We start from the raw sequence: 23,651 nt of genomic DNA, 5'->3' as shown, positions 1-23,651 counted from the left end.
CACGAAATCACTGGGCAGCGCGGTGCCCACCCGTCCCTTGACCGCGTCCCAGTCAACGGGGTCAGGACGCCGTTCAGGCGCTCCCAGCAGGTCGATCCACTCGTCAGGCGGCACCGTTCACCTCCGTGACCCTCAAGCATCGCCTGTGGCACTAGGGATTCGGTTGTACCGCAGTCCGGCGACGACCAGTGAGACGACGGCGTCGAACGCGTCCTGAAGGTGAGGATTCCCCCACTCCTGGGCGTGAGCCGGGTGGTGGAAGATCTGCGTCGCGTCCCAGACCGCCTGTGCCGTCCTCTGGATGTCGTCGGTCACGAACTCGTGGGTTTCCACTCCGGACGAAATGATGCGCGTGAGGTGCCCCACGAGGTGGCCGAGGTGGTACTCGACGATCGCGGGGCTCTCGCTCACCAGCACCTTGAACGTCGCGAACAGCTCGGGCTCGTCGACGTGTGAGAGCCGCTTGCGGTCGAACAGGTGCTGCAGCCAGGCCCTCAGGTTGTCGGCCGCGCTCGCCCCGGTGTCGAGGACCGACTCCATCTCGGCGTGGATCGCGTCGAGCCAGCGCCGCGTCACGGCCTCGCGCAGCGCGGCCTTCGTCGGGAAGTGGCGGTAGACGCTGCCGTGGCTGACCCCGAGTGCCTTGGCGACGTCGACGACCGTCGCCTTGGCCGGGCCGTACCTGCGCAGCACCTCTTCGGTCGCCACGAGGATCGCCTCGCCGGTCAACGCCTCCGCCACGTCATCTCACCTCTCGCTGTCCAGCATCGCCATCTGCGCGGCCGCGTAGCGCGTGCCCGCGGCGGCCCCGACGGGAACGACGGCGTCGATCTCCTGCAACTCCTGCTCGGAGAACGTCACGCCGACGGCACCGATCGCCTCGTTCAGCCTCGCACGCTTCGTCGTGCCGACGAGAGGCACCACGTCCTCACCGCGTGCCGCGACCCAGGCGATCGCGAGCTGCGCGACCGTGACGCCCTTGTCCGCGGCGATCTCGCCGAGCTTCTCGACGAGGGCGGCGTTGCGGGTCAGGTTGTCGCCCTGGAACCGCGGCGCGTGGCCACGCCAGTCGCCGGCGTCGAGGGTCAGCGGAGTGGAGGAGATCAGTCCGCGCGACAGCACGCCGTACGCGGTGATGCTGATGCCGAGCTCGCGGGTGACCTGCAGGATCTCCCGCTCGACACCGCGCTCGAGCAGGCCGTACTCGATCTGCAGGTCCGCGATCGGGTGCACGGCGTGGGCGCGGCGGATGGTCTCGGGCCCGACCTCGCTCAGGCCGATGTGCCGGACGCGGCCCTTGTCGATCTGCTCGGCGATGGCGCCGACGGTGTCCTCGATCGGCACGTTCGGGTCGAGCCGGGCGGGCCGGTAGATGTCGACGTGATCGGTGCCGAGGCGTTGCAGCGAGTACGCAAGCGAGTTGGCGACCGCGATCGGCCTCGTGTCGAACCCGAGGAACGCGCCGTCGGCGTCCCGCATGCCGCCGAACTTGACGCTGAGCTGCACCTCGTCGCGACGGCCCTTGATCGCCTCGGCGATGAGCATCTCGTTGTGGCCCTGACCGTAGAAGTCACCGGTGTCGAGCAGGGTGACGCCCGCGTCGAGGGCGGCCTGAACCGTCGCGATGCTCTCGTCCCGGTCTGCCGGGCCGTAGGCGTTGGACATGCCCATGCAGCCCAGCCCGATGGCGGACACGACCGGGCCGGTGGCTCCGAGCTGACGCTTCTGCATTTCGAACCCCTTCGTCTCTTCGATGTTTCCAGCCTGCCGCATCAGCTGACAGATTTCAATATCTGTCAGTCCATTGTTGTCCGCCCGATTGACAAATATGTTTTGAACGTTCAAAGTCTTTTTTGCGATGAGAGACGTGATCTATCTGGACCGGATGGAGCAGGCCGAGACCCTGCTCAAGCCGCAGCGCGTGGAGGTGCTGCGGCAGCTCGCCGCGCCGCGGTCGTGCACCGAGGTCGCCGAGGTGCTCGACCAGACGCCGCAACGCGTGCACTACCACGTCAAACAGCTGGTCAAGGCCGGTCTGGCGGCCCAGGTGTCCGAGCGCAGGGTGCGCGGCGTCCAGGAAGGCCTCTACCAGGCGGTGGCGCGGTCGTACTGGCTGTCACCGCGCCTGGTCGGCCGGATCGGGTCACGCGACGAGCTGGCGCTGGGCCACCTCGTCGACCTCGCCGAGCAGATCCAGGTCGACGTGGCGGCACTGGACCGGTCGAGCGAGCTGCCGTCCGTCGGCGTGTCCGGCGAGATCCGGGTGCCACCGGAGGAACGGCAGCGGTTCCTGGCCGAGCTGCAGACGACGTTGCAAGAGCTCTTCACCCGTTATGGCGGCGCGGAAGGGGATGCGTTCCGCATCGCGCTCGCCTGCTACCCCAAAGGAGACGATCGATGAGCACCGGAACGGTCCGCGTTCGCACGTCCGCCACCCCCGCCCGCGTCTACCAGGCGCTCACCACCGCCGACGACCTGCGGGTGTGGCTGGCGGAGCACGCGCACGTGGACCTCGAAGGCGGGGAGTTCGAGTACTGGGGGCGCTACACGCCGGAGGGCGAACGCCACCGGCAGAAGCTGCTGGGCTTCGACGACAGGTCGGTGCGCTACTCGTGGTCCCTGTACGGCACCGAGTACGTGGTCGAGCTCGCCGTGGAGCAGCGTGACGGCGAGACGCTCATCGCGGCGACGCAGTCGCCCTACCCGAAGTGGGGCCTGGGAGAAGACCGGGACGAGGTCCTCCAGACGTTCTGGCCGCTGGTGCTCGGGAACCTGGTCGAGCACGTCGAGGGCCGGCCCGTGCTCGGGTTCTGCGACTTCACGACACCCGAGCAGCGGTTCGAGTTCGACATCGCGGCGACGCCTGCGGCCATCATCGACGCGCTGACCGACCCCGACGTGTTCGCGCGGTGGTTCGGCGCCCGGATGGAGATCGAACCGCACGTCGGCGGCCGCTGGTCGATGGGGAGCCTGGCGGACGAGCCGAACCCCGCGAAGGTCGTCGCGCTGGACGAGGAGAACCTCGCACTGGAGTTCCCCGGCGGGATGGTGACGTCCTGGGAGCTGAAGGGCTCGGAGGGCAGGACGCGGCTGACGTTCGTGCAGAGCGGGTTCGACCCGGCGAGCCCGCCGCGGGGGCCGTGGATGGGCTGGCTGTCCGGGTTCGCGGACCTGCGCCGGATGCTGGAGCTGCCGGACTGGCGCCCGATGTGGCACTCGTACGACATCCCGGGTTTGCCCGATGGTGTCCTCGTTCTTGAATAAACGGGCGTGAAACGGGCGGGTGAGAGCCAAATCATTCGGCTCTCACCCGGTTGCGCCTGGCATTCGTCGGCGGAGCCTCGATAAATTCGGGGCCGTGCTTGAGTCAGCGCGCATCACCGTCGCCGCAGTCCTGATCGCCTTCTCCGTGACGGCGTCGATCTTGTTCAGCTACTAGAACCACGCCATGACCACGGCCGGCGAGGCCGCGAGGAAGCTGAACCTCGCGAAGCGGCCCACCATGCCGGTCACGACGAACATGGTCGTGGACATGCCCGCGAGCCCGGCGAGCACGCTCGTCGCCATGAACGGCGGCACGCCGACCAGCGCGCTCACCCCGTGCGTGCCGGCCATCCAGTTCGGGTGCGCCTTGCACTTCACGTGGATCCAGTCGCCCCAGCGGTGGATGCGCGTGCCGGGGCCGAACCAGCGGCTGAGCTTCGAGGGCTTGCCGCTCGGCTTGCGGTGCAGGAACTTCGGCAGGTGGATGTCGCCGCGCGCCGCGTAGAAGTACAGCAGCTTGCCCAGCACCTGGCCGACGGCCACGGCGAGGCCGACGATCCAGAACGAGACGTCCGGCCAGCGCGCGCAGAGTCCCAGGACGAACATCTCGATGCTGATCAGGGGAACCACGGCTGAGCCGAGCGCGACCCCGAAGGTGAGGCCAACCAGGGCTAGCACCCGGCCGAGGTTACACAGATCTCAGTCGGCGAGTCGGATCTCGAGCGGACCGGACACCCGGACCTCGCGCAACGGACGCCCGCCCGCGTCCAGCGTGCGCACCGTGCCGTCACCCGTCCAGCCCAGTCGTTCGTAGAAGTTCCGCGACGCCTTGTCGGCCTCGGGCACCCAGGCGATCCCTCGCGTGGCGCCCGTGTCGCGGAGCCGCCTCACCGCCTCCGCGACGAGCCGCGTGCCGTGCCCGCGGCGGCCCCAGCGCGGTTCGACGAGGACGCTGAGCAGCGCGGTGGTGCCGGCGTCCTCCGGCAGCGAACCGTCCGCCCTGGCGACTTCCTCGTCCGGGGCCTTGCTCGCCACGACGAAGCCCACGACCCACTCGCCCTCGGTCGCCTTGAGCACCGCGCCGCTCTGGACGGCCAGCGCCCAGGCCTCGTCGGTGTCGAGCGCGTCGAGGACTTCGGGCGGCAGCAGTTCGGCGTAGGCGAGCCGCCACGTCTCCCGGTGGATGCGGACGATCTCCGAAAGATCAGCAGCGGTGGCGGTGTGCACGCCGGCGTCGGCCATAAACGCAGCTTATCGACGCCGTGTCGCGGAATTGTCAGGGGTGCGTGGCACCATCGGCGACGTGCAGAGGATGAGTGCGGACGTGGCCCGTCGAATCGCGCTGGGTGCTCAGGGCTTCACCGACCCGCGGCCGTCCGCGGCCACCCGCAGGCACCTGCAGCGCGTCCTGTCCCGCGTGCAGCTGCTGCAGATCGACTCGGTGAACGTGGCCGTGCGCGCGCACTACATGCCGCTGTTCTCCCGCCTCGGCTCGTACGAGCCCTCGCTGCTGGACGAGGCGGCCTGGACCCATTCCGCACGCAAGCCCCGCATGCTCGTGGAGACGTGGGCGCACGAGGCGTCCCTGGTGCCGGTGGCGGACTGGCCGCTGTTCCACTCCGGAGCCAAGAAGCGCGGCTGGTGGCAGAACTACCAGACGATCCTCGAACGCTCGCCGCAGCTGGTCGACGACGTGCTCGCCGCCGTGAAGGAACTGGGCCCGATCGGCGCCGGAGCCCTGGAGAAGGCCCTCATGGGCGACCGGGGCCGTGCGAAGGGCCCGTGGTGGGACTGGTCCGAGGTCAAGCGCATCTGCGAGGTCCTCTTCGGCGTGGGCGTCCTGACGACCGGCACCCGGCGTTCGTTCGAGCGCCTCTACGACCTGACCGAGCGCGTCATCCCGCCCGACGTCTTGGCCCAGAGGTGGACCGCCGACTCCGGTGCGCGCGAGCTGGTCCTGCGTTCGGCGGTGGCTCTCGGCGTGGCGACCGAACCCGACCTGCGCGACTACTACCGGCTCGACCCGCGCCGCTCCCAGGCCGCGGTGGCGTCGCTGGTGGAGGACGGCGTCCTGGAGCCCGTGGCGGTCGAGGGCTGGAAGGCCGTCGGCTACCGGCACGTCGAGGCGAAGGCCCCGCGCCGCGTGGCCGGGCGCGCGTTGCTGTGCCCGTTCGACCCGTTGATCTGGGAGCGGGCGCGGACCGAGCGCATCTTCGGCTTCCGGTACCGCATCGAGATCTACGTTCCGGAGCCTCGCCGGGTGCACGGGTACTACGTGTTCCCGTTCCTGCTGGACGGTGAGCTCGTGGCGCGCGTGGACATCAAGGCCGACCGCGCGGCCGGGGTGCTGCGGGTGCAGTCGGCGTGGGCCGAGGAGGGCGTGGACCGGCCTCGCGTGGCGGCGGAGCTCGCCGCGGAGCTGCGGCACATGGCCGACTGGCTCGGGCTGGAGGACGTGCTGGTGGTGCAGAAGGGCGACCTGGCGGCGGAGCTGATCGCGGCGGTGCTCAACGGATAGCGAAAGACCCCGGGGCGGCGCCCCGGGGTCTCGTTCACGCGTGCAGTTCGATGGCCTTGCGCATCGTCTCGCGCGCACGCCCGCGGTCCCCCGCGACGTCGTACGCGTAAGCGAGCCGGAACCAGGCTCGCCAGTCGTCCGGCGACGCCTCGACCTCGGCGCGCCGCTCCTCGAACCACGAGTCCGCCGCGTCCCGGTCCACCCGGCCGGACGGCCGGCGTGGCAGGTGCGAGACGTCCGGTAGCAGGCCGTCCGCGTCCAGCTCGCGGGCCATCTTCTCGGTCTCCCACCCGAACCGCAGGTTGGAGTACACGAGCCAGACCCCGAGCAGCGGCAGGATCAGCACACCGACGCCGAGCAGCACACCGACCGGCTCACCGGTGCGCAGCAGCGCGAGAGCGCGACCGGTGAGCAGGACGAAGTAGACCGCGAGAGCCGCGATCAGCACGCCTACGGTGATGCGGACCTTCACAGGTCGAGGTACTTGTCGAGGCCGACGGCGAGGCCGGGGCGGCCGACGATCTCCCGCACACCCAGGACCACACCGGGCATGAAGGACGTGCGGTGCAACGAGTCCTGACGGATGGTCAGGGTCTCGCTCTCGCCACCGAACACGACCTCCTGATGCGCGATCATCCCGGAGATCCGCAGCGAGTGGACCCGCACACCGTCGACGACGGCGCCACGGGCACCGGGCTCTTCCTGCGTGGTCGCGTCGGGCATCGGGTCCATGCCCTCACGCGCGGCGGCGATCAGGCGCGCGGTGTGGGCGGCCGTGCCCGAGGGGGCGTCAGCCTTGCGCGGGTGGTGCAGCTCGATGATCTCGGCCGACTCGTAGTAGCGGGCGGCGATCTCCGAGAAGCGCATCAGCAGGACGGCACCGATGCCGAAGTTCGGCGCCACCAGCACGCCGACCTCCGGACGGTCCGCGAGCAGCGCCGCGACCGCGTCCAGCTTGGCCTGGTCGAAGCCGGAGGTGCCGACCACGCAGTGGATTCCGTTGGCGACGCAGAACTCCAGGTTCCCCATCACCACGTCGGGGTGCGTGAAGTCGACGACGACCTGGACGCCGGCGTCGACGAGCGCGGACAACGGGTCGTCGGCGTCGATCGCCGCCACGACCTCCATGTCCTTCGCGGCCTCGACCGCGCGGACCACCTCGGAACCCATGCGGCCCCGCGCGCCGAGAACTCCGACGCGAATCATGCAATCACCTCGTGTACCTGGTCCGGGAGATCGTCGGCGTGATCGTAGGGGCCCACTACCGCCGCGGCGACGGGCCTGCGCAGCAGCTCACGTGCGAGCAACGCCACTTCGTCGGACGTGACGGCGTCGATGCGCGCCAGCGTCGCCTCAACGCTCAGGTGGTCGCCGTAGTTCAGCTCGGACTTGCCGATGCGCGACATCCGGGAACTGGTGTCCTCCAGTCCCAGGACGAGTGCGCCGCGCAGCTGACCCTTGCCGCGCGCCACTTCCGCGTCCGACAGGCCACCGCGCGCGACGTCCACGAGCACCTCGCGGATGACGCCGGCGGTCTCCCCCAGCCGATCCGGCTGGCAGCCCGCGTAGACGGCGAACGTGCCGGTGTCCGCGTAGAGCCCGACCGACGAGTACACCTGGTAGGCCAGGCCCCGCCGCTCACGCACCTCCTGGAACAGCCGGGAGCTCATGCCGCCGCCGATGGCCGCGTTCAGCACGTTCAGCGTGAAGCGGCGCTCGTCGTGGCGGTCGAGACCGCGCATGCCGAGCATCAGGTGCGCCTGCTCGGTGTCGTCGGTGTGCAGCACCAGCTTGCGGGCGTCGGCGATGCGCGCGCGACCCGCTCGTGGCGCCACCGCGCTGCCCTCCCGCGACAGCCGGTCGCCGACGGCCTTGCGCACCAGGCGCATCACCTGCGTGTGCTCGATGTTGCCCGCGACGGAGAACACCATGCGCGGCAACGTGTAGCGCTTCTTGTAGAACGAGTAGAGCGCGTCGCGGTCCATGTCCTGAATGGACTTCTCGGTGCCGAGAACGGGACGCCCCAAGGCATGCCCGCCGAACAACGCCTCGATGAACGCGTCGTGCAGCAGGTCCTCGGGGTCGTCGTCGCGCATCGCGATCTCCTCGAGCACGACACCGCGTTCGGTCTCGAAGTCACGCGGACCGCAGAGGGCCTCGAACACCACGTCCGCCACCAGGTCCACCGCCAACGGCAGGTCCTCGTCCAGGACGTGCGCGTAGTAGCAGGTGTGCTCCTTCGCGGTGAACGCGTTCAGCTCGCCGCCGACCGCGTCGATCTCCTCCGCGATGGCCGCCGCCGTCCGCCGCGCGGTTCCCTTGAACAGCAGGTGTTCCAGGTAGTGCGCGGCACCCGCGACCTCGGGCCGTTCGTCACGGGACCCGACCTGCACCCACAGCCCGACCGAGGCGGACCGCACGCTCGGGATGCGCTCGGTGATGACCCGCAGGCCCGAGGGCAGCATGCTGCGCCGCACCTCGGACCCCGCGGACATCTCCAGCACCCGCGTGCTGCCCGGCCGCTGGAGGTGTCCAGGAGTTCCGGTACGCGGACGGCCGCGGGTGGATGCACCCGCGGCCGTCACGTTGTTGTCAGTCGTGCTCACTGCGCGGGAGCCGCCTCAGTGGCCTCGGTGGCCTCGACGGCCTCCGGGGCGTCAGCCGGCTTCGCGGCGTCGTCCTCGTTCACGACGACGAGGCTGATCTTGCCGCGCTGGTCGATGTCGGCGATCTCGACGCGGAGCTTGTCGCCGACCTTGACGACGTCCTCGACCTTCGCGATGCGCTTGCCGTTGCCCAGCTTCGAGATGTGGACGAGGCCGTCCTTGCCGGGCAGCAGCGAGACGAACGCGCCGAACGCGGCCGTCTTCACCACGGTGCCCAGGAAGCGCTCGCCGACCTTCGGCAGCTGCGGGTTCGCGATCGCGTTGATCATGCCGATCGCGGCCTCGGCCGAGGGGCCGTCCGCCGCACCGACGTAGATCGTGCCGTCGTCCTCGATGGAGATGTCGGCACCGGTCTGCTCGGTGATCGAGTTGATCATCTTGCCCTTCGGGCCGATGACCTCGCCGATCTTGTCGGTCGGGATCTTGACCGACGTCACGCGCGGAGCGAAGGCGCTCATCTCGTCCGGGTCGGAGATGGCCTCGGCCATGACCTCCAGGATGGTGTAGCGCGCGTCGCGGGCCTGGCCCAGCGCCGCCGCCAGCACCTCGGACGGGATGCCGTCGAGCTTCGTGTCGAGCTGCAGCGCCGTCACGAACTCCTTGGTGCCCGCGACCTTGAAGTCCATGTCGCCGAACGCGTCCTCGGCACCGAGGATGTCGGTCAGCGCCACGTAGCGGGTCTCACCGTCGACCTCGTCGGAGACGAGACCCATCGCGATGCCGGAAACCGGCGCCTTCAGCGGGACACCCGCGTTGAGCAGCGACAGGGTCGACGCGCAGACGGAGCCCATGGACGTCGAGCCGTTGGAGCTCAGCGCCTCGGACACCTGGCGGATCGCGTAGGGGAACTCCTCGCGCTTGGGCAGCACGGGCATGATCGCCCGCTCGGCCAGCGCGCCGTGGCCGATCTCGCGGCGCTTCGGCGAGCCCACGCGGCCGGTCTCACCGGTCGAGTAGGGCGGGAAGTTGTAGTGGTGCAGGTAGCGCTTGTGCGTCTCCGGGGCGAGCGAGTCGATCTGCTGCTCCATGCGCAGCATGTTCAGCGTGGTGACACCCAGGATCTGGGTCTCGCCGCGCTCGAACAGCGCCGAGCCGTGCGTCCTCGGGATCACGGCCACCTCGGCACCGAGGTCGCGGATGTCCGTGAGGCCACGGCCGTCGATGCGGACCTTGTCGCGCAGGATGCGCTGGCGCACGAGCTTCTTGGTCAGCGAGCGGAACGCCGCGCCGATCTCCTTCTCGCGGCCCTCGAACTGCTCGGCGAGCTTCTCCAGCGTCGCCGCCTTGATCTCGTCGAGCTTGCTCTCGCGCTCGGCCTTGCCCGCGATCGTCAGCGCCTGGGCCAGCTCGGCCGAAGCGGACTGCTCGACGGACTCGAACGCGTCGGCCTGGTAGGCCGGGTACGTCGGGTACTCGCCGGTGGCCTTCGCGGCGACCTGGGCGAGCTGCGCCTGGGCCTCGCAGAGGACCTTGATGAACGGCTTGGCGGCCTCGAGGCCCGCGGCCACGACCTCTTCGGTCGGGGCGGTGGCGCCCTCGGCGATCATGTCGATCACGTTGTCGGTGGCCTCGGCCTCGACCATCATGATCGCGACGTCACCGGAGTCGACCACGCGGCCCGCGACGACCATGTCGAACACGGCCTTCTCGAGCTGCTCGTAGGTCGGGAACGCCACCCACTGGCCCTCGATCAGAGCGACGCGGACGCCACCGATCGGGCCGGAGAAGGGCAGACCCGCGAGCTGCGTCGACGCGGACGCGGCGTTGATCGCCACGACGTCGTACAGGTCCTTCGGGTTCAGGCTCATCACCGTGATGACGACCTGGATCTCGTTGCGCAGGCCGTCCACGAAGGACGGGCGCAGCGGACGGTCGATCAGGCGGCAGGTGAGGATGGCGTCCGTGCTGGGACGGCCCTCACGCCGGAAGAACGAGCCGGGGATGCGGCCCGCGGCGTACATGCGCTCCTCGACGTCCACCGTGAGGGGGAAGAAGTCGAAGTGCTCCTTGGGGTGCTTCGACGCCGTCGTGGCGCTCAGAAGCATGGTCTCGTCGTCCAGGTACGCCACCACGCTGCCGGCGGCCTGACGCGCGAGGCGCCCGGTCTCGAAGCGGATGGAGCGCGAGCCGAACTTGCCGTTGTCGATAACGGCAGTCGCCTCGTGGACCTCGATGTCCGTCATTTACTTGTTACTCCTCGTCTTTTGGACGCCGCTCACGCGATTTTGACGAGGCCGGTCTTCGATCGAAGTCCCCTGGGGCGTTTCCACCAGGAGGCCACTACCGAGGACCGGCGCGGAAACTGCTTCGCGCGTCGCGGGCCCTGATGTTTCGTTCCTCTTTACAACCAGGGGTCTGTATACACCCGGTTGTACGCCGAGGGGGAGTGACCGGCCGGTCACTCCCCCTCGGCAAGTATCACCTGCGCAGACCGAGGCGCTGGATCAGCGCGCGGTAGCGGTTGATGTCCACCTTGGTCAGGTAGTTCAGCAGACGGCGGCGACGGCCGACCATCAGCAGAAGACCACGGCGGGAGTGGTGGTCGTGCTTGTGCTGCTTCAGGTGCTCCGTGAGGTCAGCGATGCGCTTGCTCAGCAGGGCGACCTGCGCCTCGGTGGAGCCGGTGTCCGAGTCGTGCAGACCGTACTCACCGAGGATGGACTTCTTCTGATCCGTGGACAGTGCCACTGGGTGGTTCTCCTACTTGTTCAGGTCCGTGCGGCCCCGTCCGCCGAATTGCTGGCCGGGGTAGCCGGTACTGGCCGCCACGGACCGCAGCCAGACCCAACTGCGAAGGCTATCAGGCACACTGCTCAGCGGCGCGCTGACGTGCGCAACCCCACCCGGTCCACGGGTGTGTGCACGCCGTCTGCGCTGCTCACGAGCACGGCTTCGGACGGCTGCCACGGGCTGCTCAGGAACTCCGGCATCGCCTGCCCCTTGTACCCGTAAGCCACCGTCAGGTGCGCGAACCAATTGTCGTTCGCACCCGCCGCTCTTGCCAACCGATTTAAGTCCCCGTCTATTCCGGCCCACAGCACCTTGCCCCGGAAGTCGCCGAAGTTCCTCAGCCGCAGTGGCGGGACCTCGTGGCCCTCAAGAGCCCTGAAGCGTTCCTCATCTGCGGTTTCGCCGTGGAAGCACAACGTGATGTGCCACTTCTCCGGCTTGGTCCACTCCAGGTCGAGACGTCGGTCCAGCACCTCGTCGAGCTCGTCGACCACGTGCCGGGGCGGGTACAGCGCCGTGAAGAACTTCACCCTCTGTTCGCGGCCCGGATGGCCCGGCGGAACAGTTCGGCGATCGCCGGGAAGTCCTCGTGCAGGAGGTCGGCGGCCTGCTGGAGCTCGACCCGGCCGGCGACGCTGCGCAGCACCGGGTACGCGACGCTCTCGTCCCCGTTGACCGGCAACGAGTCGCGCGACACCGTCGGCTTGGACTCGCGCACGTCGTCGAGCGCGCGCTGCAACGCCTCCGGTGCCCCCGTCGCGACGTCCGGCGTGAGGACCTTGCGCTCCAGCATGATCATCCGGGCGAGCACGGAGGGGTTGCCGATCTTGGCACGGCGGCCGCTCATCACCTGGCTGAGCATCGGCGCGCTGATCCCCAGCACGTCCGCGAGCTGCGCCTGGGAGACGTTGAAGGCCACGACCAACCGCCGCACGCGGTCACCCAGCGGTTCCCCGTACCACTCCCGTTGCAGGGCGAGGTTGCGCTGAACGATCTTGTGGTCCTCCACCTTGGCCTCTCCGGTAGCCCTGACTCCGACCCGCATCCTGCCAGGCCGCGGACGCACGGACGCCCGCTTCGCTCAATCTGACGGTCACGACTCCGTCAGCAGTTCCCTCGTTCGGTCTACATCTCGATGCATTTGTTCGAGCAGGGCTTCGACGGAGTCGTACTTCTCCATCTCGCGCAGCCTCTCGACGAAGTCGACGGCGACGCGCTGGCCGTAGTAGTCCTCGTCCACGTCGAGCACGAACGCCTCGACGCGGCGCTCCCGGCCGGAGAACGTCGGGTTGGTCCCCACCGACACGGCGGCCTTGAGCGTCTTGCCCTTGGCGTCGGTGAACCAGCACGCGTAGATGCCGTCCGCCGGCACCGCCGCGAACTTGGGCGTGGACAGGTTGGCCGTCGGGAACCCGAGGTCCTTGCCGCGCCCGTCGCCCTTGACGACGATCCCCTCCAGCCGGTGCGGCCGGCCCAGCGCCTCGGCCGCCGCCTTCACGTCGCCGGCGTCGATGCACGCGCGGATGTAGGTGGACGAGTACGTCACGTCGTCTGCGGACACCAGATCAGCCCCCTCGGTCACGAATCCGAACCGCTGCCCCAGCTGACGCAGCAGCGCGACGTTACCGGCCGCCTTGTGCCCGAAGGTGAAGTTCTCCCCCACCACGACGGCGGCGGCGTGCAGCTTCTCGACGAGCACCTCGTGGACGAACTCGTCCGCGGGCATCCTGCTGGTCTCGAGGCTGAACGGCACCACCACGAAGTGGTCGACGCCGAGCTCCTCGACCAGCTCCGCCCTGCGCCGCAGCGTCGTGAGCTGCGCGGGGTGGCTGCCGGGCCGCACCACCTCGGACGGATGGGGGTCGAAGGTCATCAGCACACCGGGCAGGCCGCGCTGCTCCGCGAGTCCGACGGCGCGCCCGATCAAGGCCTGATGGCCTTTGTGGACACCGTCGAACACGCCGATGGTCACGACGCAGCGGCCCCAGCCGCCGGGAAGGTGGTCTAGTCCGCGCCAGCGTTGCACGTGATCAGCCTACGACGGCCCGCGTGCTCCGCTGCACCGCCTCGCCACCCTGTGAGGAGATCGGACGGGCGGCGGCCGGGAGCTAGTCCGCGGGGCTCAGCACCACGACGGGCTTGCAGGCGGCACCCTCGTCCTTGACGAGCGCGATGACGTGCCCGTCCGGCCCGAACACCCCGTAGGTGCCCTCGATCCCGCCGGCTCGCAGCCGCTGCCCGTGCGACAACGCCGACGCCTCGGCCGGGTCGATCTCGCGGCGCGGGAACGCCGTGGCGACCGCGGCGTCCAGGTCGAGCGACAGGCCGGGCGTCTCCTCCAGCTGCTCCAAGGTCTTGGCCACGCGGAGGTCGAACGGACCGACCCGCGTGCGCCGCAACGCGCCCAGGTGCCCGCCGACGCCCAGTGCGGCCCCCAGGTCGCGGGCCAGCGCGCGCACGTAGGTGCCGGACGAGCACTCGACCATCACGTCGAGCATCACGGTCTTGTCCTCACGGCGCGAGAACAGGACGTCGAACCTGTGCACGGTCACCGGCCGTGCGGGGATCTCGACGGCCTCACCGGCGCGCACACGGGCGTAGGCGCGCTTGCCGTCGATCTTCACGGCGGAGACGGACGACGGCACCTGCTGGATCGGGCCGGTCAGCTTCGCGACCTCGGCGGCGATCGCGTCGTCGGCGACACCGGAGGCGTCCTCAGTGGACAGCACCTCGCCCTCGGCGTCGTCCGTGGTGGTGGACGCGCCGAGCACGATCGTCGCGAGGTAGGCCTTGCTGTCGAGGGCGAGGTGGCCGAGGAGCTTCGTCGCCCGCTCGATGCCGAGCACGAGCACGCCGGTCGCCATCGGGTCCAGCGTGCCGGCGTGCCCGACCTTGCGGGTGCCGAGAATCCTGCGCACACGCGCCACCACGTCGTGCGAGGTCATGCCGTCCGGCTTGTCGACGACGACCAGGCCCGGTGCAACAGAGGGTTTCACGGCGCAGAAGCTTAAGCGACGTGCAACGCGTCCCAACGACGACGCCGGATCTGTACCGGCACGGTCTCCCCGCGCTCCTCCGCCTCGAACACGGCGGCACGCGCGCGACGCCACCACACGAGCATCCGCCAGCCGCCCAGGACCAGCGCCAGCACGCAGAAGCTCAGCGCCACGCGGAACGCCGTCTGCGGGCTGAGCACGCCCTCGACGAGGTCCAGCAGCACACCGACGCCCAGCGCGGTCACGGTCACCGCGAGGAAGCCGCCGACGTTGACCAGGCCGCTGGCCGTGGACTGCCGGTGCGACGGGTTGTAGTCGCGGGCGAGGGCGAACGCCACGCCCGAGATCGGCCCGCCCACGGTGAGCACGAGGAACACCACGGCGATGACCGGCGTCGGCACGTGCCCGCCGGGCCACAGCAGCAGCACGCCCCAGCCGGTGAGCGCGAACGCCAGGAACCCGACCGAGATCGGCATGCGCCACTCGGGGTTGCGCGAGAACAGCCCGCCGATGATCGGGCTCGCCACGATCGCGCCGATGACGAGCAGCCCGAGCGTGGAGGACGCGGCGCGCGGCGACATCCCCTGCGCCTGCACGAGGTACGGGTACCCCCACAGCAGGCCGATGACGGCGGGCGTCGACATGGTGCTGAAGTGGGCCCAGAACCCGAGCCGGGTGCCGGGCACGCTCCACGCCTGCCGCACCTTCGGCCAGATCTTGCGCAACGGCACGGGTTCCGGCTTCGGCGCGACGAACCCCGCCGGCACGTCGCGCACCCGCAGGAACGCCACGACCGAGTAGAGCGCGGTGACGCCGCCCGCGACGAGGAACGCCCACGTCCACCCGATCGAGCCGAGCATGAGCGTCAACGGCACCGTGGCGACGAGGTTGCCGACACCGCCGATCGCGGCCGTGACGGCGACGACGAGCGAGTACTGCCGCGGCGGGAAGTGCGTCGCGACGAGGCGGATCACGCTGATGAACGTCATCGCGTCGCCCATGCCCAGCACGGCCCGTGCGGCGAGCCCGAGGCCGTAGGAGTCGGCGACGGCGAAGAGCACCTGGCCGGTGCCCATGAGCAGGGCGGCGACGGTGAGCACCCGGCGCGGCCCGTAGCGGTCGACGAGCAGGCCGGTGGGGATCTGCATGAGGGCGTAGACACCGATCTGCAGCACGGTGAACACACCGAGCTGAGCGGGTCCGAGCCCGAAGCGCTCGCTCGCCTCCAACCCGGCCACGCCGAGCGTGGTGCGGTGGAAGAGGGCGGCGAAGTAGACGAAGACGGCGGTGGTCCAGATCAGCCACGAGGTCCGGGTGGCGCTGCCAAAATCATTTTGGCCGACCGGCGGCAAGGCGCACTCTCCCAAGCTGGAGGTAGGCAGACATTAGTTACATCGCCTAAACAACCTTCTTGGTAACGATTTCATGCCGTGAGGTCCGACACAGCGCTAACGGACCGCCCCCTCGACCGCCCACTCCCCCGACCGCGCGCGCCACACCACGGCCACGAGCCGCAGCACCATGAACGCCGACAGCCCCGTCCAGATGCCGGCGAGCCCCCAGCCGAACGCGTACGAGGCCCACACGAGCGGCAGGAACCCGATCACCGCGGACCCGAGCGTCGCCGTCCGCATGAACTTCACGTCGCCCGCGCCCAGCAGCACGCCGTCCAACGCGAACACCACACCCGCGATCGGTTGCAGTGCGACGAAGAACCACCACGCGTTCGGGATCTCGGCCAGCACGCCGGCGTCCGTCGTGAACGCCCGCGGCAGCACGGTGAACAGCGCTGCGAACACGAGCCCGAGGCCGATGCCGAACACCAGCCCGTACCGCGTGATCTGCCAGGCGAGCTTCTGCGCCTGCCCGCGCCTCGACGCCCCCAAAGCCGCGCCGACGAGCGACTGCGCCGCGATCGCCAGCGAGTCGAGCACGAGCGCGAGGAACGTCCACAGCTGCAACACGACCTGATGCGCGCCCAACGCCCCGACGGACGTCCGTGCCGCCACAGAGGCCGCGCTGATGAAGCACGCCTGGAACGCCAGGCTCCGCAACACCAGGTCGCGCCCCATGCCGAGCTGCGCGCGCATGGAGGCCCAATGCGGCTTCAACGACACCTGTTCCGCGAACAACGCCTTGAAGAAGAGACCGGCCGAGAGCAGCTGCGCCACGACGTTCGCGATGGCCGAGCCCTCGAGCCCCCAGCCCGCGCCGTAGACGAGCGCGGGACACAACACCGCGCTGATGCCGTTGCCGATCAGGATGTACTTCAGGGGCCGCTTGGTGTCCTGAACACCGCGCATCCACCCGTTGCCGGCCATCGTGACGAGGATGAACGGCGCACCGAACAACGCGATGCGCACCCACTCCACCGCCGCGTCCGCCACCGCGCCGGGCCCGGCGAGCAGCTCCGCCAGAGGCCGCGCGAACAGCTGTCCCAGGACCACCACGAGCACGCCGGCTGCCAACGCCAGCCACGTCGCCTGCACGCCCTCCTCGACGGCCTCCTGACGCCGCCCAGCCCCGTGCAACCGAGCCGTGCGCGCCGTCGTGCCGTACGAGAGAAACGTCAGCTGCGTCGACACCTGCGTGAGCAGCACACCGCCGAGAGCCAGGCCAGCGAGCGGTAACGCCCCCAGGTGCCCCACGACCGCCGTGTCGACGAGCACGTACAACGGCTCCGCCGCCAGCACCCCCAGGGCGGGCACCGCCAGCCCGATCACCCGCCGTGCGGGAACCCGATCCTCCACCAGACGAACTTAGGCGCCCGCGGGCGCCTGCGTCCGGTGACGGCGGCCACTCACGACCGTTGCGGCAACCCGAACACCTGCTCGCGCGCCACGGCCAGGGCCGAGTGCAACGCGCCCGACCGCACCGGGTTCGCGGTGATCTGCGCGAGGTGCACCGGCGTGCGCGGCACGACGAGCTTCAGCAGCTCCGACGCCACCAGGTCGCACAACGTCTCGCCGCCCGCGTGCGCCACCCCGCCGGACAGCAGCACCAGTTCGGGGTCGAGCACGCACACGACGTTCGCCAGGCCGAGCGCGATCCGGTGCGCCAGTGCCGTGAGGAACGCACGGCCCTCAGTCCCGGCGTTCAGCGCGTGCGCCACGGCCTCCAGGCCGGACGACTCGTTGATGCCGTGCTCGGCCGCCAGCGCGATGATCGCCTCGTTGTCGACCTGGTCGCCGTAGCGCCCGCCGGGCACCTGCATCGAGTCGATCTCACCCGCACCGCCCGTGACGCCGCGCAGCAGCACGCCGTTGACCACGACCGCCGAGCCGATCTCGTCCGCGGGCCAGAACAGCACGAAGTTCCGCACGCCGACCGCCTTGCCGGAGCTCATCTCCTCCAAGGCGGCGAGGTTGATGTCGTTCTCGATCGACACCGAAGTGCCGAGCAGCTCGCGCAGCGTCGACGGCAGGTCGACGTCCACCAGGCCCGGCAGGTGCGGCGCGAACCCGAGGTGGCCGGTGGACGGATCGACCGCGCCCGGCGTGCCGACGACGACGTGCGACAACGCGTCGAGCGACAGCCCGGCCAGCACCGCCGTCTTCTGCACCGTCTCGCGGAAGACCTGGAGCGAGTTCTCCTTCGGCATCGGCGCGCTGTGCTCGGCCAGCAACGACCCGGTGATGTCCGCGATGGCCACGTCGATCAGCTCGGCCGTCAGCGCCACCGCCGCGACGTACCCGACACCTCCGTTGACGGCCCACATCTGCGCCCGGGGCCCGCGGCCGCCGCCGCGCAGCCCGGTGCGGACGACCATGCCGTCCTCTTCGAGCCGCGCCAGCAGCTGCGCCGTGGCGGGCTTGGAGAGTCCGATGACCTCTTCCAGCTCCGCGCGCGTCATCGCCCCGCTGGCCAGCAACGTCTCGATCGCGGCCCGGTCGTTGATCTCCCGCAGCAGCCGCGGGCTTCCTGTCCGTGTCATGACCCCACCCGCTCCAACGCGCCCTTCAGCGCGGCGACGACCTGCTCCGCGGGGCCCTCAAAGGTGAACCCGGCCGCCAGCCGATGCCCGCCGCCTCCGAGGACCTGCGCCACCTCACGAACGTCGACCTCGCTCACGGCCCGCAGCGACACGGACCAGTACCCCGGCTTGAGCTCCTTCAACACGGCCGCGACCTCGGCCTCGGCGGTGGAGCGCACCACGTCGATCACGCTCTCCACCTCTTCGCTGCGCACCCCTTGAGCGTCCTCAAGGCTCACGACCGCGTGGGCGAGCCCCATGCCGTGCGCGGCTTTCTGGTCAAGCTCCGCTTTGGCCAGCACGCGCGACAACATGCCGAGATACGCGAACGGATGTGCGTCCATCAACGGTCGCGTGACGGCATACGCGTCCACACCGGTCTCCAGCAGCCGCGCGGCCGTGTGGTGCGCCTGGGGCCCGGCCTTGCGGAAGCCGCCGGTGTCGGTCACGAGCCCGGCGTAGATGCAGCGCGCGATCGGCTCGTCGACCTCGGCGTCCATCTCGTCGAGCAGCTTGAGGGCGATGAGCGCCGTGGCCTCCGCGCGGTCGTCGATGCAGTGCACCGTCCCGTACCGCGTGTTCGACACGTGGTGGTCGACGACGATGACGGGCCCGCGGCAGTTCGCGACGCGGTTCTTCAGGGGCCCGAGCCGTTCCAGGCTGCCCGTGTCCATGACGACCAGCAGCTCCGGCGCTTCGGGCACCTCGTCGCGGTGGACGAGCAACCCGGCCGTGTCCAGCGCCTTCAGGCTCTCGGGCACGGACTCCGGGTCGCCGAAGGCCACCCGCACCGCCACACCGCGCCGGTGCAGCGCGAGCCCCACCGCCAAGGCGCTCCCGAGCGTGTCGGCGTCGGGGTTGATGTGACTCAGCAGGGTCACATCGCGGGCGCCGGCCAGTAACCGCGCGGCCTCGGCAATGGTCGTGCTCAGGTCGTCTGCCACAGGGAGACGTTAGCTGCTAACCGTCTCGATGTGCTGTGCGGCACCCTCGGACAAGACAGTTTCCATCCAGTTTCGGCGGCGAAAACCACAGGGCGGACACGATGATCGTGTCCGCCCTGTGGTCTTGCGTGAAGTCCGTCGAGGACTCAGTCCTCGTCGTCGTCCTCACGAGGCGCCTTGTACGGGTCGGCCTCCCCGGCGGGAGTCGCCCCCACGGACCGCCGCGCCACTTCGGCGTCGGCAGCCTGAGCCTTGGCCAGCAGCTCTTCCATCTTCCGCGCCTCGTCCGGCACGGTGTCGGTCATGAACGTCAGCGTGGGCGTGAAACGAACCCCCGTCTGAGCTCCGACCATGGAGCGCAGCACACCCTTGGCCTTCTCCAGGGCCAGCGCGGCCCCGGCGAAGTCGGGTTCGACGTCCAGCCGCTCACCGAGAACGGTGTAGTACACGGTCGCGTCGTGCAGGTCCCCGGTCACCTTGGTGTCGGTGATCGTGACCCGGGCCAGCCGCGGGTCCTTGACTTCGTGCTCCAAAGCCGAAGCGACGATCTGCGAGATCCGCTTGGCGAGCTTGCGGGCACGTGCCGTGTCGGCCACGAGCCTCCCCTTCCTAGTCGTCCTCCGGCCCGACGAATCGAGTCCGGGCGGAGAGCAGTTCGAGTTCGGGCCGTCCCGCGACCAGCCTTTCACAGCCGGCGAGAACGTCCCTGACGTGCTCCAGGTCGGCGGCGACGGCCGCCACCCCGATCAAGCTGCGCCGATGCAGGTCCAGATGACCGGCCTCGGAGACAGCGACCTCGAAGCGCTTGCGCAGTTCGGCCACGACGGGCCGGACGACCGAGCGCTTCTCCTTCAACGAGTGGACGTCGCCGAGAAGCAAGTCCAGTTCCAGAGCACCCACGTACATGGGCAAGATCCTCCAGAAGAAAAGGGTGCGGAGCCACCGGTTAAACGGCTCCGCACCCCTCACCTACCGACTAGGCGCGCGGCTTCTCGCGCATCTCGAAGGTCTCGATGATGTCTTCCAGCTTGAGGTCGCTGTAGTTGCCGAGCGTGAGACCACACTCGAAACCTTCGCGGACCTCGGTGGCGTCGTCCTTGAACCGCTTGAGCGAGCTGATCGGGAGGTTCTCCGCGATCACCTTGCCGTCGCGGAGCAGGCGAGCCCTGGCGTTGCGACGGATCTCGCCCGACAGGACCATGCAACCCGCGATCGTGCCGACCTTGGAGGACTTGAAGACGTCGCGGACCTCGGCGCGGCCGAGCTGGACCTCTTCGTACTCCGGCTTGAGGAGACCCTTGAGGGCCGCCTCGATCTCGTCGATCGCCTGGTAGATGACCGTGTAGTAGCGCACGTCGACGCCCTCGCGGTTCGCGAGTTCGGTCGCCTTGCCCTCGGCCCGGACGTTGAAGCCCAGGACGATGGCGGAACCGGCCACGGCGAGGTTGATGTCGCCTTCGGTGATGCCACCGACACCGCGGTGGATCACGCGCAGCTCGACGTCGTCGCCGACCTCGATCTTCATGAGCGCGTCCTCGAGGGCCTCGACGGTACCCGAGTTGTCACCCTTGATGATCAAGGTGAGAGCGCTGGTTTCCTTGAGCGCCGCATCCAGGTCTTCCAGGCTGACGCGCTTGCGCTTCGCCGCGTTGGCGGCGTTGCGGGTGCGGGCCTGACGACGCTCGGCGATCTGGCGGGCGACGCGGTCCTCGTCGACGACGAGGAACGAGTCACCGGCGCGCGGCACCGAGGTCAGACCGATGACCTGCACCGGACGCGACGGGGTCGCGACGGTGACGTCATCGCCGTGCTCGTCGACCATGCGGCGGACGCGACCGTACGCGTCACCCGCGACGATCGAGGAGCCGACGCGCAGCGATCCGCGCTGGACCAGCACGGTGGCGACGGGACCACGACCGCGGTCGAGGTGCGCCTCGATCGCGACACCCTGGGCCTCCATGTCCGGGTTGGCCCGGAGGTCCAGCGAAGCGTCGGCGGTCAACAGGATGGCCTCGAGGAGGTTGTCGATGTTGATGCCCTGCTTCGCCGAGATGTCGACGAACATCGTGTCGCCGCCGTACTCCTCGGCGACGAGGCCGTACTCGGTCAGCTGCTGACGGATCTTGGAGGGGTTCGCACCCTCCTTGTCGATCTTGTTGACCGCGACCACGATCGGCGCCTGAGCGGCCTGCGCGTGGTTGATCGCTTCCACCGTCTGCGGCATCACGCCGTCGTCAGCGGCGACGACGATGACCGCGATGTCGGTCGCGTTCGCACCACGGGCACGCATGGCGGTGAACGCCTCGTGACCGGGGGTGTCGATGAAGGTGATGAGCCGCGGGTTGCCCTCGAGCTCGGTCTGCACCTGGTACGCACCGATGTGCTGCGTGATGCCACCGGCCTCGCCCTCGTGCACCTTCGCCTTGCGGATGGTGTCGAGGAGTCGCGTCTTACCGTGGTCGACGTGACCCATGACGGTCACGACCGGCGGGCGGACCTGCAGGTCGTCCTCGTCACCGGCGTCCTCGCCGTAGGTGATGTCGAACGTCTCGAGCAGCTCGCGGTCCTCCTCCTCGGGGGACACGACCTGCACGACGTAGTTCATCTCGGTGCCGAGCAGCTCCAAGATCTCGTCGGACACCGACTGGGTCGCCGTGACCATCTCGCCCAGGTGGAAGAGCACCTGCACGAGCGACGCCGGGTTGGCGTTGATCTTGTCGGCGAAGTCGGTCAGCGAGGCACCGCGCGGCAGGCGGATCGTCTCGCCACTGCCCTTGGGCAGGCGGACGCCACCGACCGAAGGCGCCTGCATGTTGTCCATGTACTCCTGGCGCTTCTGCCGCTTGGACTTGCGTCCACGGCGCGCCGGACCACCCGGACGACCGAAGGCACCAGCGGTACCGCCGCGACCAGCGCCGCCACCGCCACCGGGACGACCGCGGAAACCGCCGCCGCCACCGGCAGGGGCACCGCCGCCTGCGCCGCCGCCACCGCCGGGACGGAAGCCACCGCCACCGCCACCGCCGCCACCGGGACGGAAGCCACCGCCACCGCCACCGCCGCCACCGGGACGGAAGCCGCCACCGCCGCCACCGCCACCGCCGCCTCCGCGGAAGCCGCCGCCACCGCCACCGCCCCCACCGGGACGACCGCCGCCACCGCCGCCACCACCGGGACGGCCACCGCCGCCACCGCCGGGACCAGGACGGTTACCGGCCGGGCGGTTGCCCGGCATCATGCCGGGGTTCGGCCGCGGGGGCATGTTGCCCGGGTTCGGACGGGGACCGCCCTGACCGGGACCGCCGGGACGAGGACCGCCCTGGCCGGGGCCGGGACGACCGCCACCCTGCGCGGCGGCCGGACGCTGACCACCCTGACCGGGCGCACCGCTCGGACGGGGGTTCGCCGGACGCGGGTCGCCGGGCTTCGGGCCACCTGCGGGGCGGTCGCCGCCCTGCTCGGGACGCGGGCCGGGACGAGGTCCGGGACGCGGCGACGGAGCGTTGCCGCCACCGACGCCGAAGGGGTTGTTGCCCGGACGCGGGGCACGCGGGCCCGCGGGCTTGGGAGCCTGCGTGCGCGGCGGCACCACGGACTGGGGCTGTGCACCAGCGGCCGCGGCCGGAGCCTCGGGCTGCTGGGGCTGTTGAGGCTGCTGCGGAGCCGGGCGCGGGCCCGGACGCGGACCGCTGCCGGGCTTGGAGCCGGGAGCCGGGGCGGCCTTGGGCGCGGCGGGAGCCTGCGCCGCCGGTGCCGGAGCCTCGGACTGGACGGGTGCCGGTGCGGGCGCCGCGGGAGCCGGGGCCTGCGCGGCAGGAGCTGCCGGAGCGGGCTTCGGGGCCGGCGGGCGCGGGGCGGCCGGACGAGGTCCGGGCATGCCCTTGGGCGCAGCGGGCTTGTTGTTGTCGGCCGCCGGCTTGGCGTCCGCCGGTGCGGCGGGTGCTGCGGCGGCAGCGGGTGCGGGTGCCTTCGGCTTCGGAGCGGACGGCTTGGGAGCCGGCTTCGAGGACTTGGCTTCGTAGGCGTCACGAAGCCGCCGGGCCACGGGGGCCTCGACGGTCGAGGACGCGGACTTCACGTACTCGCCCTGTTCGGCGAGCTTGTTGAGAACTTCCTTGCTCGTAACACCAAGCTCTTTTGCGAGCTCGTGCACGCGGGCCTTGCCTGCCACTGCTCTCCTAGGTCGTGAGGCCGGCGGGCAAGTCCCATCGACCTCGTCTTAACGTCGCGCGTTCATGTCTTCAGCTTCACGGCTGACTCATGACGGGTCGACCTGCTTCCTTGTTTCCTGCTGGCCGCGGGGCTGTCCCGAGACCTGTTTCCCTTGCCGCTCGAAGTGCTCGCGCAGCGAAGCGACGTCGAGTGCTCCCTGGACCCGTAGGGCCCGCGAGAACGCCCGTCGCCGCTCGGCGTTGCGGAGACATTCGAGATCGAAATGCAACCAAGCACCCCGACCCGGAAGCCGCCGATGGACGTCCGGAACCACCGAACCGTCCACCGCGACCACTCGCAGCAGCTCAGAGGGCAACGTCCGTGTGCGGCATCCGATACACGTACGAA

Annotated in this window: 24 protein-coding genes; 3 read left to right on the top strand and 21 right to left on the bottom strand. The window is 70.0% G+C overall.

Annotated features, from left to right (window positions below; genetic code table 11):
- Positions 1-132: 132 nt before the first annotated feature.
- Together ORI60_RS40475 and ORI60_RS40470 are read right to left on the bottom strand one after the other, a co-directional pair.
- Positions 133-741, bottom strand: coding sequence for a TetR family transcriptional regulator (locus tag ORI60_RS40475; protein ID WP_266043294.1), 609 nt, complete (start codon positions 739-741; stop codon positions 133-135).
- A gap of 6 nt (positions 742-747) precedes the next feature.
- Positions 748-1,731, bottom strand: coding sequence for an aldo/keto reductase (locus tag ORI60_RS40470; protein ID WP_266043293.1), 984 nt, complete (start codon positions 1,729-1,731; stop codon positions 748-750).
- A gap of 127 nt (positions 1,732-1,858) precedes the next feature.
- Between ORI60_RS40470 and ORI60_RS40465 the strand changes: the two genes are divergently transcribed.
- Together ORI60_RS40465 and ORI60_RS40460 are read left to right on the top strand one after the other, a co-directional pair.
- A complete protein-coding gene (locus ORI60_RS40465; protein ID WP_266043292.1) occupies positions 1,859-2,401 on the top strand; it encodes a winged helix-turn-helix domain-containing protein in 543 nt (180 codons plus the stop codon).
- The gene (locus tag ORI60_RS40460) at positions 2,398-3,264 is read left to right on the top strand and encodes an SRPBCC family protein (RefSeq protein WP_266043291.1); all 867 of its coding nucleotides are present in this window, start codon (positions 2,398-2,400) and stop codon (positions 3,262-3,264) included. Before ORI60_RS40465 ends, ORI60_RS40460 begins: the two co-directional genes overlap by 4 nt.
- 171 nt (positions 3,265-3,435) lie before the next feature.
- On the opposite strand, the gene ORI60_RS40455 is transcribed toward ORI60_RS40460, so the two are convergent.
- Both ORI60_RS40455 and ORI60_RS40450 read right to left on the bottom strand, forming a co-directional pair.
- Complete coding sequence (locus ORI60_RS40455; RefSeq protein WP_416234575.1) at positions 3,436-3,942, bottom strand: hypothetical protein; 507 nt, start codon at positions 3,940-3,942, stop codon at positions 3,436-3,438.
- A gap of 21 nt (positions 3,943-3,963) precedes the next feature.
- Positions 3,964-4,506, bottom strand: coding sequence for a GNAT family N-acetyltransferase (locus tag ORI60_RS40450; RefSeq protein ID WP_266043290.1), 543 nt, complete (start codon positions 4,504-4,506; stop codon positions 3,964-3,966).
- A 70-nt stretch (positions 4,507-4,576) separates the two neighbouring features.
- Here ORI60_RS40450 and ORI60_RS40445 point away from each other — a divergent pair, with 70 nt between their 5' ends.
- Positions 4,577-5,782: a winged helix-turn-helix domain-containing protein gene (locus tag ORI60_RS40445; protein WP_266043362.1), complete on the top strand. Its 1,206-nt coding sequence runs from the start codon at positions 4,577-4,579 to the stop codon at positions 5,780-5,782.
- Positions 5,783-5,816: 34 nt separating this feature from the next.
- Here the strand turns inward: ORI60_RS40445 and ORI60_RS40440 are convergent, their stop codons facing one another.
- The 17 genes from ORI60_RS40440 to ORI60_RS40360 form a co-directional block, all read right to left on the bottom strand.
- Positions 5,817-6,254 (bottom strand): hypothetical protein, encoded by a 438-nt coding sequence (locus ORI60_RS40440; protein ID WP_266043289.1) that lies wholly within the window; start codon positions 6,252-6,254, stop codon positions 5,817-5,819.
- On the bottom strand, positions 6,251-6,988 hold the full coding sequence (gene dapB / locus ORI60_RS40435; RefSeq protein WP_266043288.1) for a 4-hydroxy-tetrahydrodipicolinate reductase: 738 nt from the start codon (positions 6,986-6,988) through the stop codon (positions 6,251-6,253). The genes ORI60_RS40440 and dapB overlap by 4 nt, the downstream gene beginning before the upstream one ends.
- A complete protein-coding gene (locus ORI60_RS40430; RefSeq protein WP_266043361.1) occupies positions 6,985-8,277 on the bottom strand; it encodes a M16 family metallopeptidase in 1,293 nt (430 codons plus the stop codon). The genes dapB and ORI60_RS40430 overlap by 4 nt, the downstream gene beginning before the upstream one ends.
- 107 nt (positions 8,278-8,384) lie before the next feature.
- Positions 8,385-10,631: a polyribonucleotide nucleotidyltransferase gene (locus ORI60_RS40425; protein ID WP_266043287.1), complete on the bottom strand. Its 2,247-nt coding sequence runs from the start codon at positions 10,629-10,631 to the stop codon at positions 8,385-8,387.
- A 235-nt stretch (positions 10,632-10,866) separates the two neighbouring features.
- A complete protein-coding gene (gene rpsO, locus ORI60_RS40420; RefSeq protein ID WP_045318466.1) occupies positions 10,867-11,136 on the bottom strand; it encodes a 30S ribosomal protein S15 in 270 nt (89 codons plus the stop codon).
- Positions 11,137-11,261: 125 nt separating this feature from the next.
- Complete coding sequence (locus tag ORI60_RS40415) at positions 11,262-11,708, bottom strand: 2'-5' RNA ligase family protein (RefSeq protein ID WP_266043286.1); 447 nt, start codon at positions 11,706-11,708, stop codon at positions 11,262-11,264.
- Positions 11,705-12,187: a helix-turn-helix domain-containing protein gene (locus tag ORI60_RS40410; RefSeq protein ID WP_266043285.1), complete on the bottom strand. Its 483-nt coding sequence runs from the start codon at positions 12,185-12,187 to the stop codon at positions 11,705-11,707. The genes ORI60_RS40415 and ORI60_RS40410 overlap by 4 nt, the downstream gene beginning before the upstream one ends.
- 84 nt (positions 12,188-12,271) lie before the next feature.
- Positions 12,272-13,204 carry a bifunctional riboflavin kinase/FAD synthetase gene (locus ORI60_RS40405; RefSeq protein ID WP_266043284.1) on the bottom strand — a complete coding sequence of 311 codons (933 nt, stop codon included), beginning with the start codon at positions 13,202-13,204 and terminating at the stop codon, positions 12,272-12,274.
- Between the two features lie 82 nt (positions 13,205-13,286).
- Positions 13,287-14,174, bottom strand: a complete 888-nt coding sequence (gene truB / locus ORI60_RS40400) for a tRNA pseudouridine(55) synthase TruB (protein ID WP_266043283.1) — start codon at positions 14,172-14,174, stop codon at positions 13,287-13,289.
- 11 nt (positions 14,175-14,185) lie between these two features.
- Positions 14,186-15,526, bottom strand: a complete 1,341-nt coding sequence (locus ORI60_RS40395) for an MFS transporter (RefSeq protein ID WP_266043282.1) — start codon at positions 15,524-15,526, stop codon at positions 14,186-14,188.
- Positions 15,527-15,622: 96 nt separating this feature from the next.
- Positions 15,623-16,927 carry an MATE family efflux transporter gene (locus ORI60_RS40390; protein WP_266043360.1) on the bottom strand — a complete coding sequence of 435 codons (1,305 nt, stop codon included), beginning with the start codon at positions 16,925-16,927 and terminating at the stop codon, positions 15,623-15,625.
- A 47-nt stretch (positions 16,928-16,974) separates the two neighbouring features.
- On the bottom strand, positions 16,975-18,108 hold the full coding sequence (locus tag ORI60_RS40385) for an ROK family transcriptional regulator (protein WP_266043281.1): 1,134 nt from the start codon (positions 18,106-18,108) through the stop codon (positions 16,975-16,977).
- Positions 18,105-19,091: a DHH family phosphoesterase gene (locus ORI60_RS40380; RefSeq protein ID WP_266043280.1), complete on the bottom strand. Its 987-nt coding sequence runs from the start codon at positions 19,089-19,091 to the stop codon at positions 18,105-18,107. The genes ORI60_RS40385 and ORI60_RS40380 overlap by 4 nt, the downstream gene beginning before the upstream one ends.
- A 146-nt stretch (positions 19,092-19,237) precedes the next feature.
- Complete coding sequence (gene rbfA / locus ORI60_RS40375) at positions 19,238-19,687, bottom strand: 30S ribosome-binding factor RbfA (RefSeq protein ID WP_266043279.1); 450 nt, start codon at positions 19,685-19,687, stop codon at positions 19,238-19,240.
- 13 nt (positions 19,688-19,700) lie between these two features.
- Entirely contained in the window at positions 19,701-19,997 is a 297-nt protein-coding gene (locus ORI60_RS40370; protein WP_266043278.1) for a DUF503 domain-containing protein, read from the bottom strand.
- Between the two features lie 70 nt (positions 19,998-20,067).
- A complete protein-coding gene (gene infB / locus ORI60_RS40365; protein ID WP_266043277.1) occupies positions 20,068-23,262 on the bottom strand; it encodes a translation initiation factor IF-2 in 3,195 nt (1,064 codons plus the stop codon).
- Positions 23,263-23,349: 87 nt separating this feature from the next.
- Positions 23,350-23,640: a YlxR family protein gene (locus ORI60_RS40360; RefSeq protein ID WP_266043359.1), complete on the bottom strand. Its 291-nt coding sequence runs from the start codon at positions 23,638-23,640 to the stop codon at positions 23,350-23,352.
- Between the last annotated feature and the right edge of the window lie 11 nt (positions 23,641-23,651).

The organism is Lentzea sp. NEAU-D7 (assembly GCF_026242055.1).
Lineage (GTDB): Bacteria > Actinomycetota > Actinomycetes > Mycobacteriales > Pseudonocardiaceae > Lentzea.
Note: the sequence above shows the minus strand (reverse complement) of the source record. Positions and strands in the feature narration are given on the sequence as shown.

Bases quoted from the DNA above. Each gene is read 5' to 3' on its own strand.
- ORI60_RS40470 (WP_266043293.1), bottom strand. From the start codon at position 1,731: ATGCAGAAGCGTCAGCTCGGAGCCACCGGCCCGGTCGTGTCCGCCATC.
- ORI60_RS40465 (WP_266043292.1), top strand. From the start codon at position 1,859: ATGAGAGACGTGATCTATCTGGACCGGATGGAGCAGGCCGAGACCCTG.
- ORI60_RS40460 (WP_266043291.1), top strand. From the start codon at position 2,398: ATGAGCACCGGAACGGTCCGCGTTCGCACGTCCGCCACCCCCGCCCGC.
- ORI60_RS40450 (WP_266043290.1), bottom strand. From the start codon at position 4,506: ATGGCCGACGCCGGCGTGCACACCGCCACCGCTGCTGATCTTTCGGAG.
- ORI60_RS40445 (WP_266043362.1), top strand. From the start codon at position 4,577: ATGAGTGCGGACGTGGCCCGTCGAATCGCGCTGGGTGCTCAGGGCTTC.
- dapB (WP_266043288.1), bottom strand. From the start codon at position 6,988: ATGATTCGCGTCGGAGTTCTCGGCGCGCGGGGCCGCATGGGTTCCGAG.
- ORI60_RS40430 (WP_266043361.1), bottom strand. From the start codon at position 8,277: ATGTCCGCGGGGTCCGAGGTGCGGCGCAGCATGCTGCCCTCGGGCCTG.
- ORI60_RS40425 (WP_266043287.1), bottom strand. From the start codon at position 10,631: ATGACGGACATCGAGGTCCACGAGGCGACTGCCGTTATCGACAACGGC.
- ORI60_RS40385 (WP_266043281.1), bottom strand. From the start codon at position 18,108: ATGACACGGACAGGAAGCCCGCGGCTGCTGCGGGAGATCAACGACCGG.
- ORI60_RS40370 (WP_266043278.1), bottom strand. From the start codon at position 19,997: ATGTACGTGGGTGCTCTGGAACTGGACTTGCTTCTCGGCGACGTCCAC.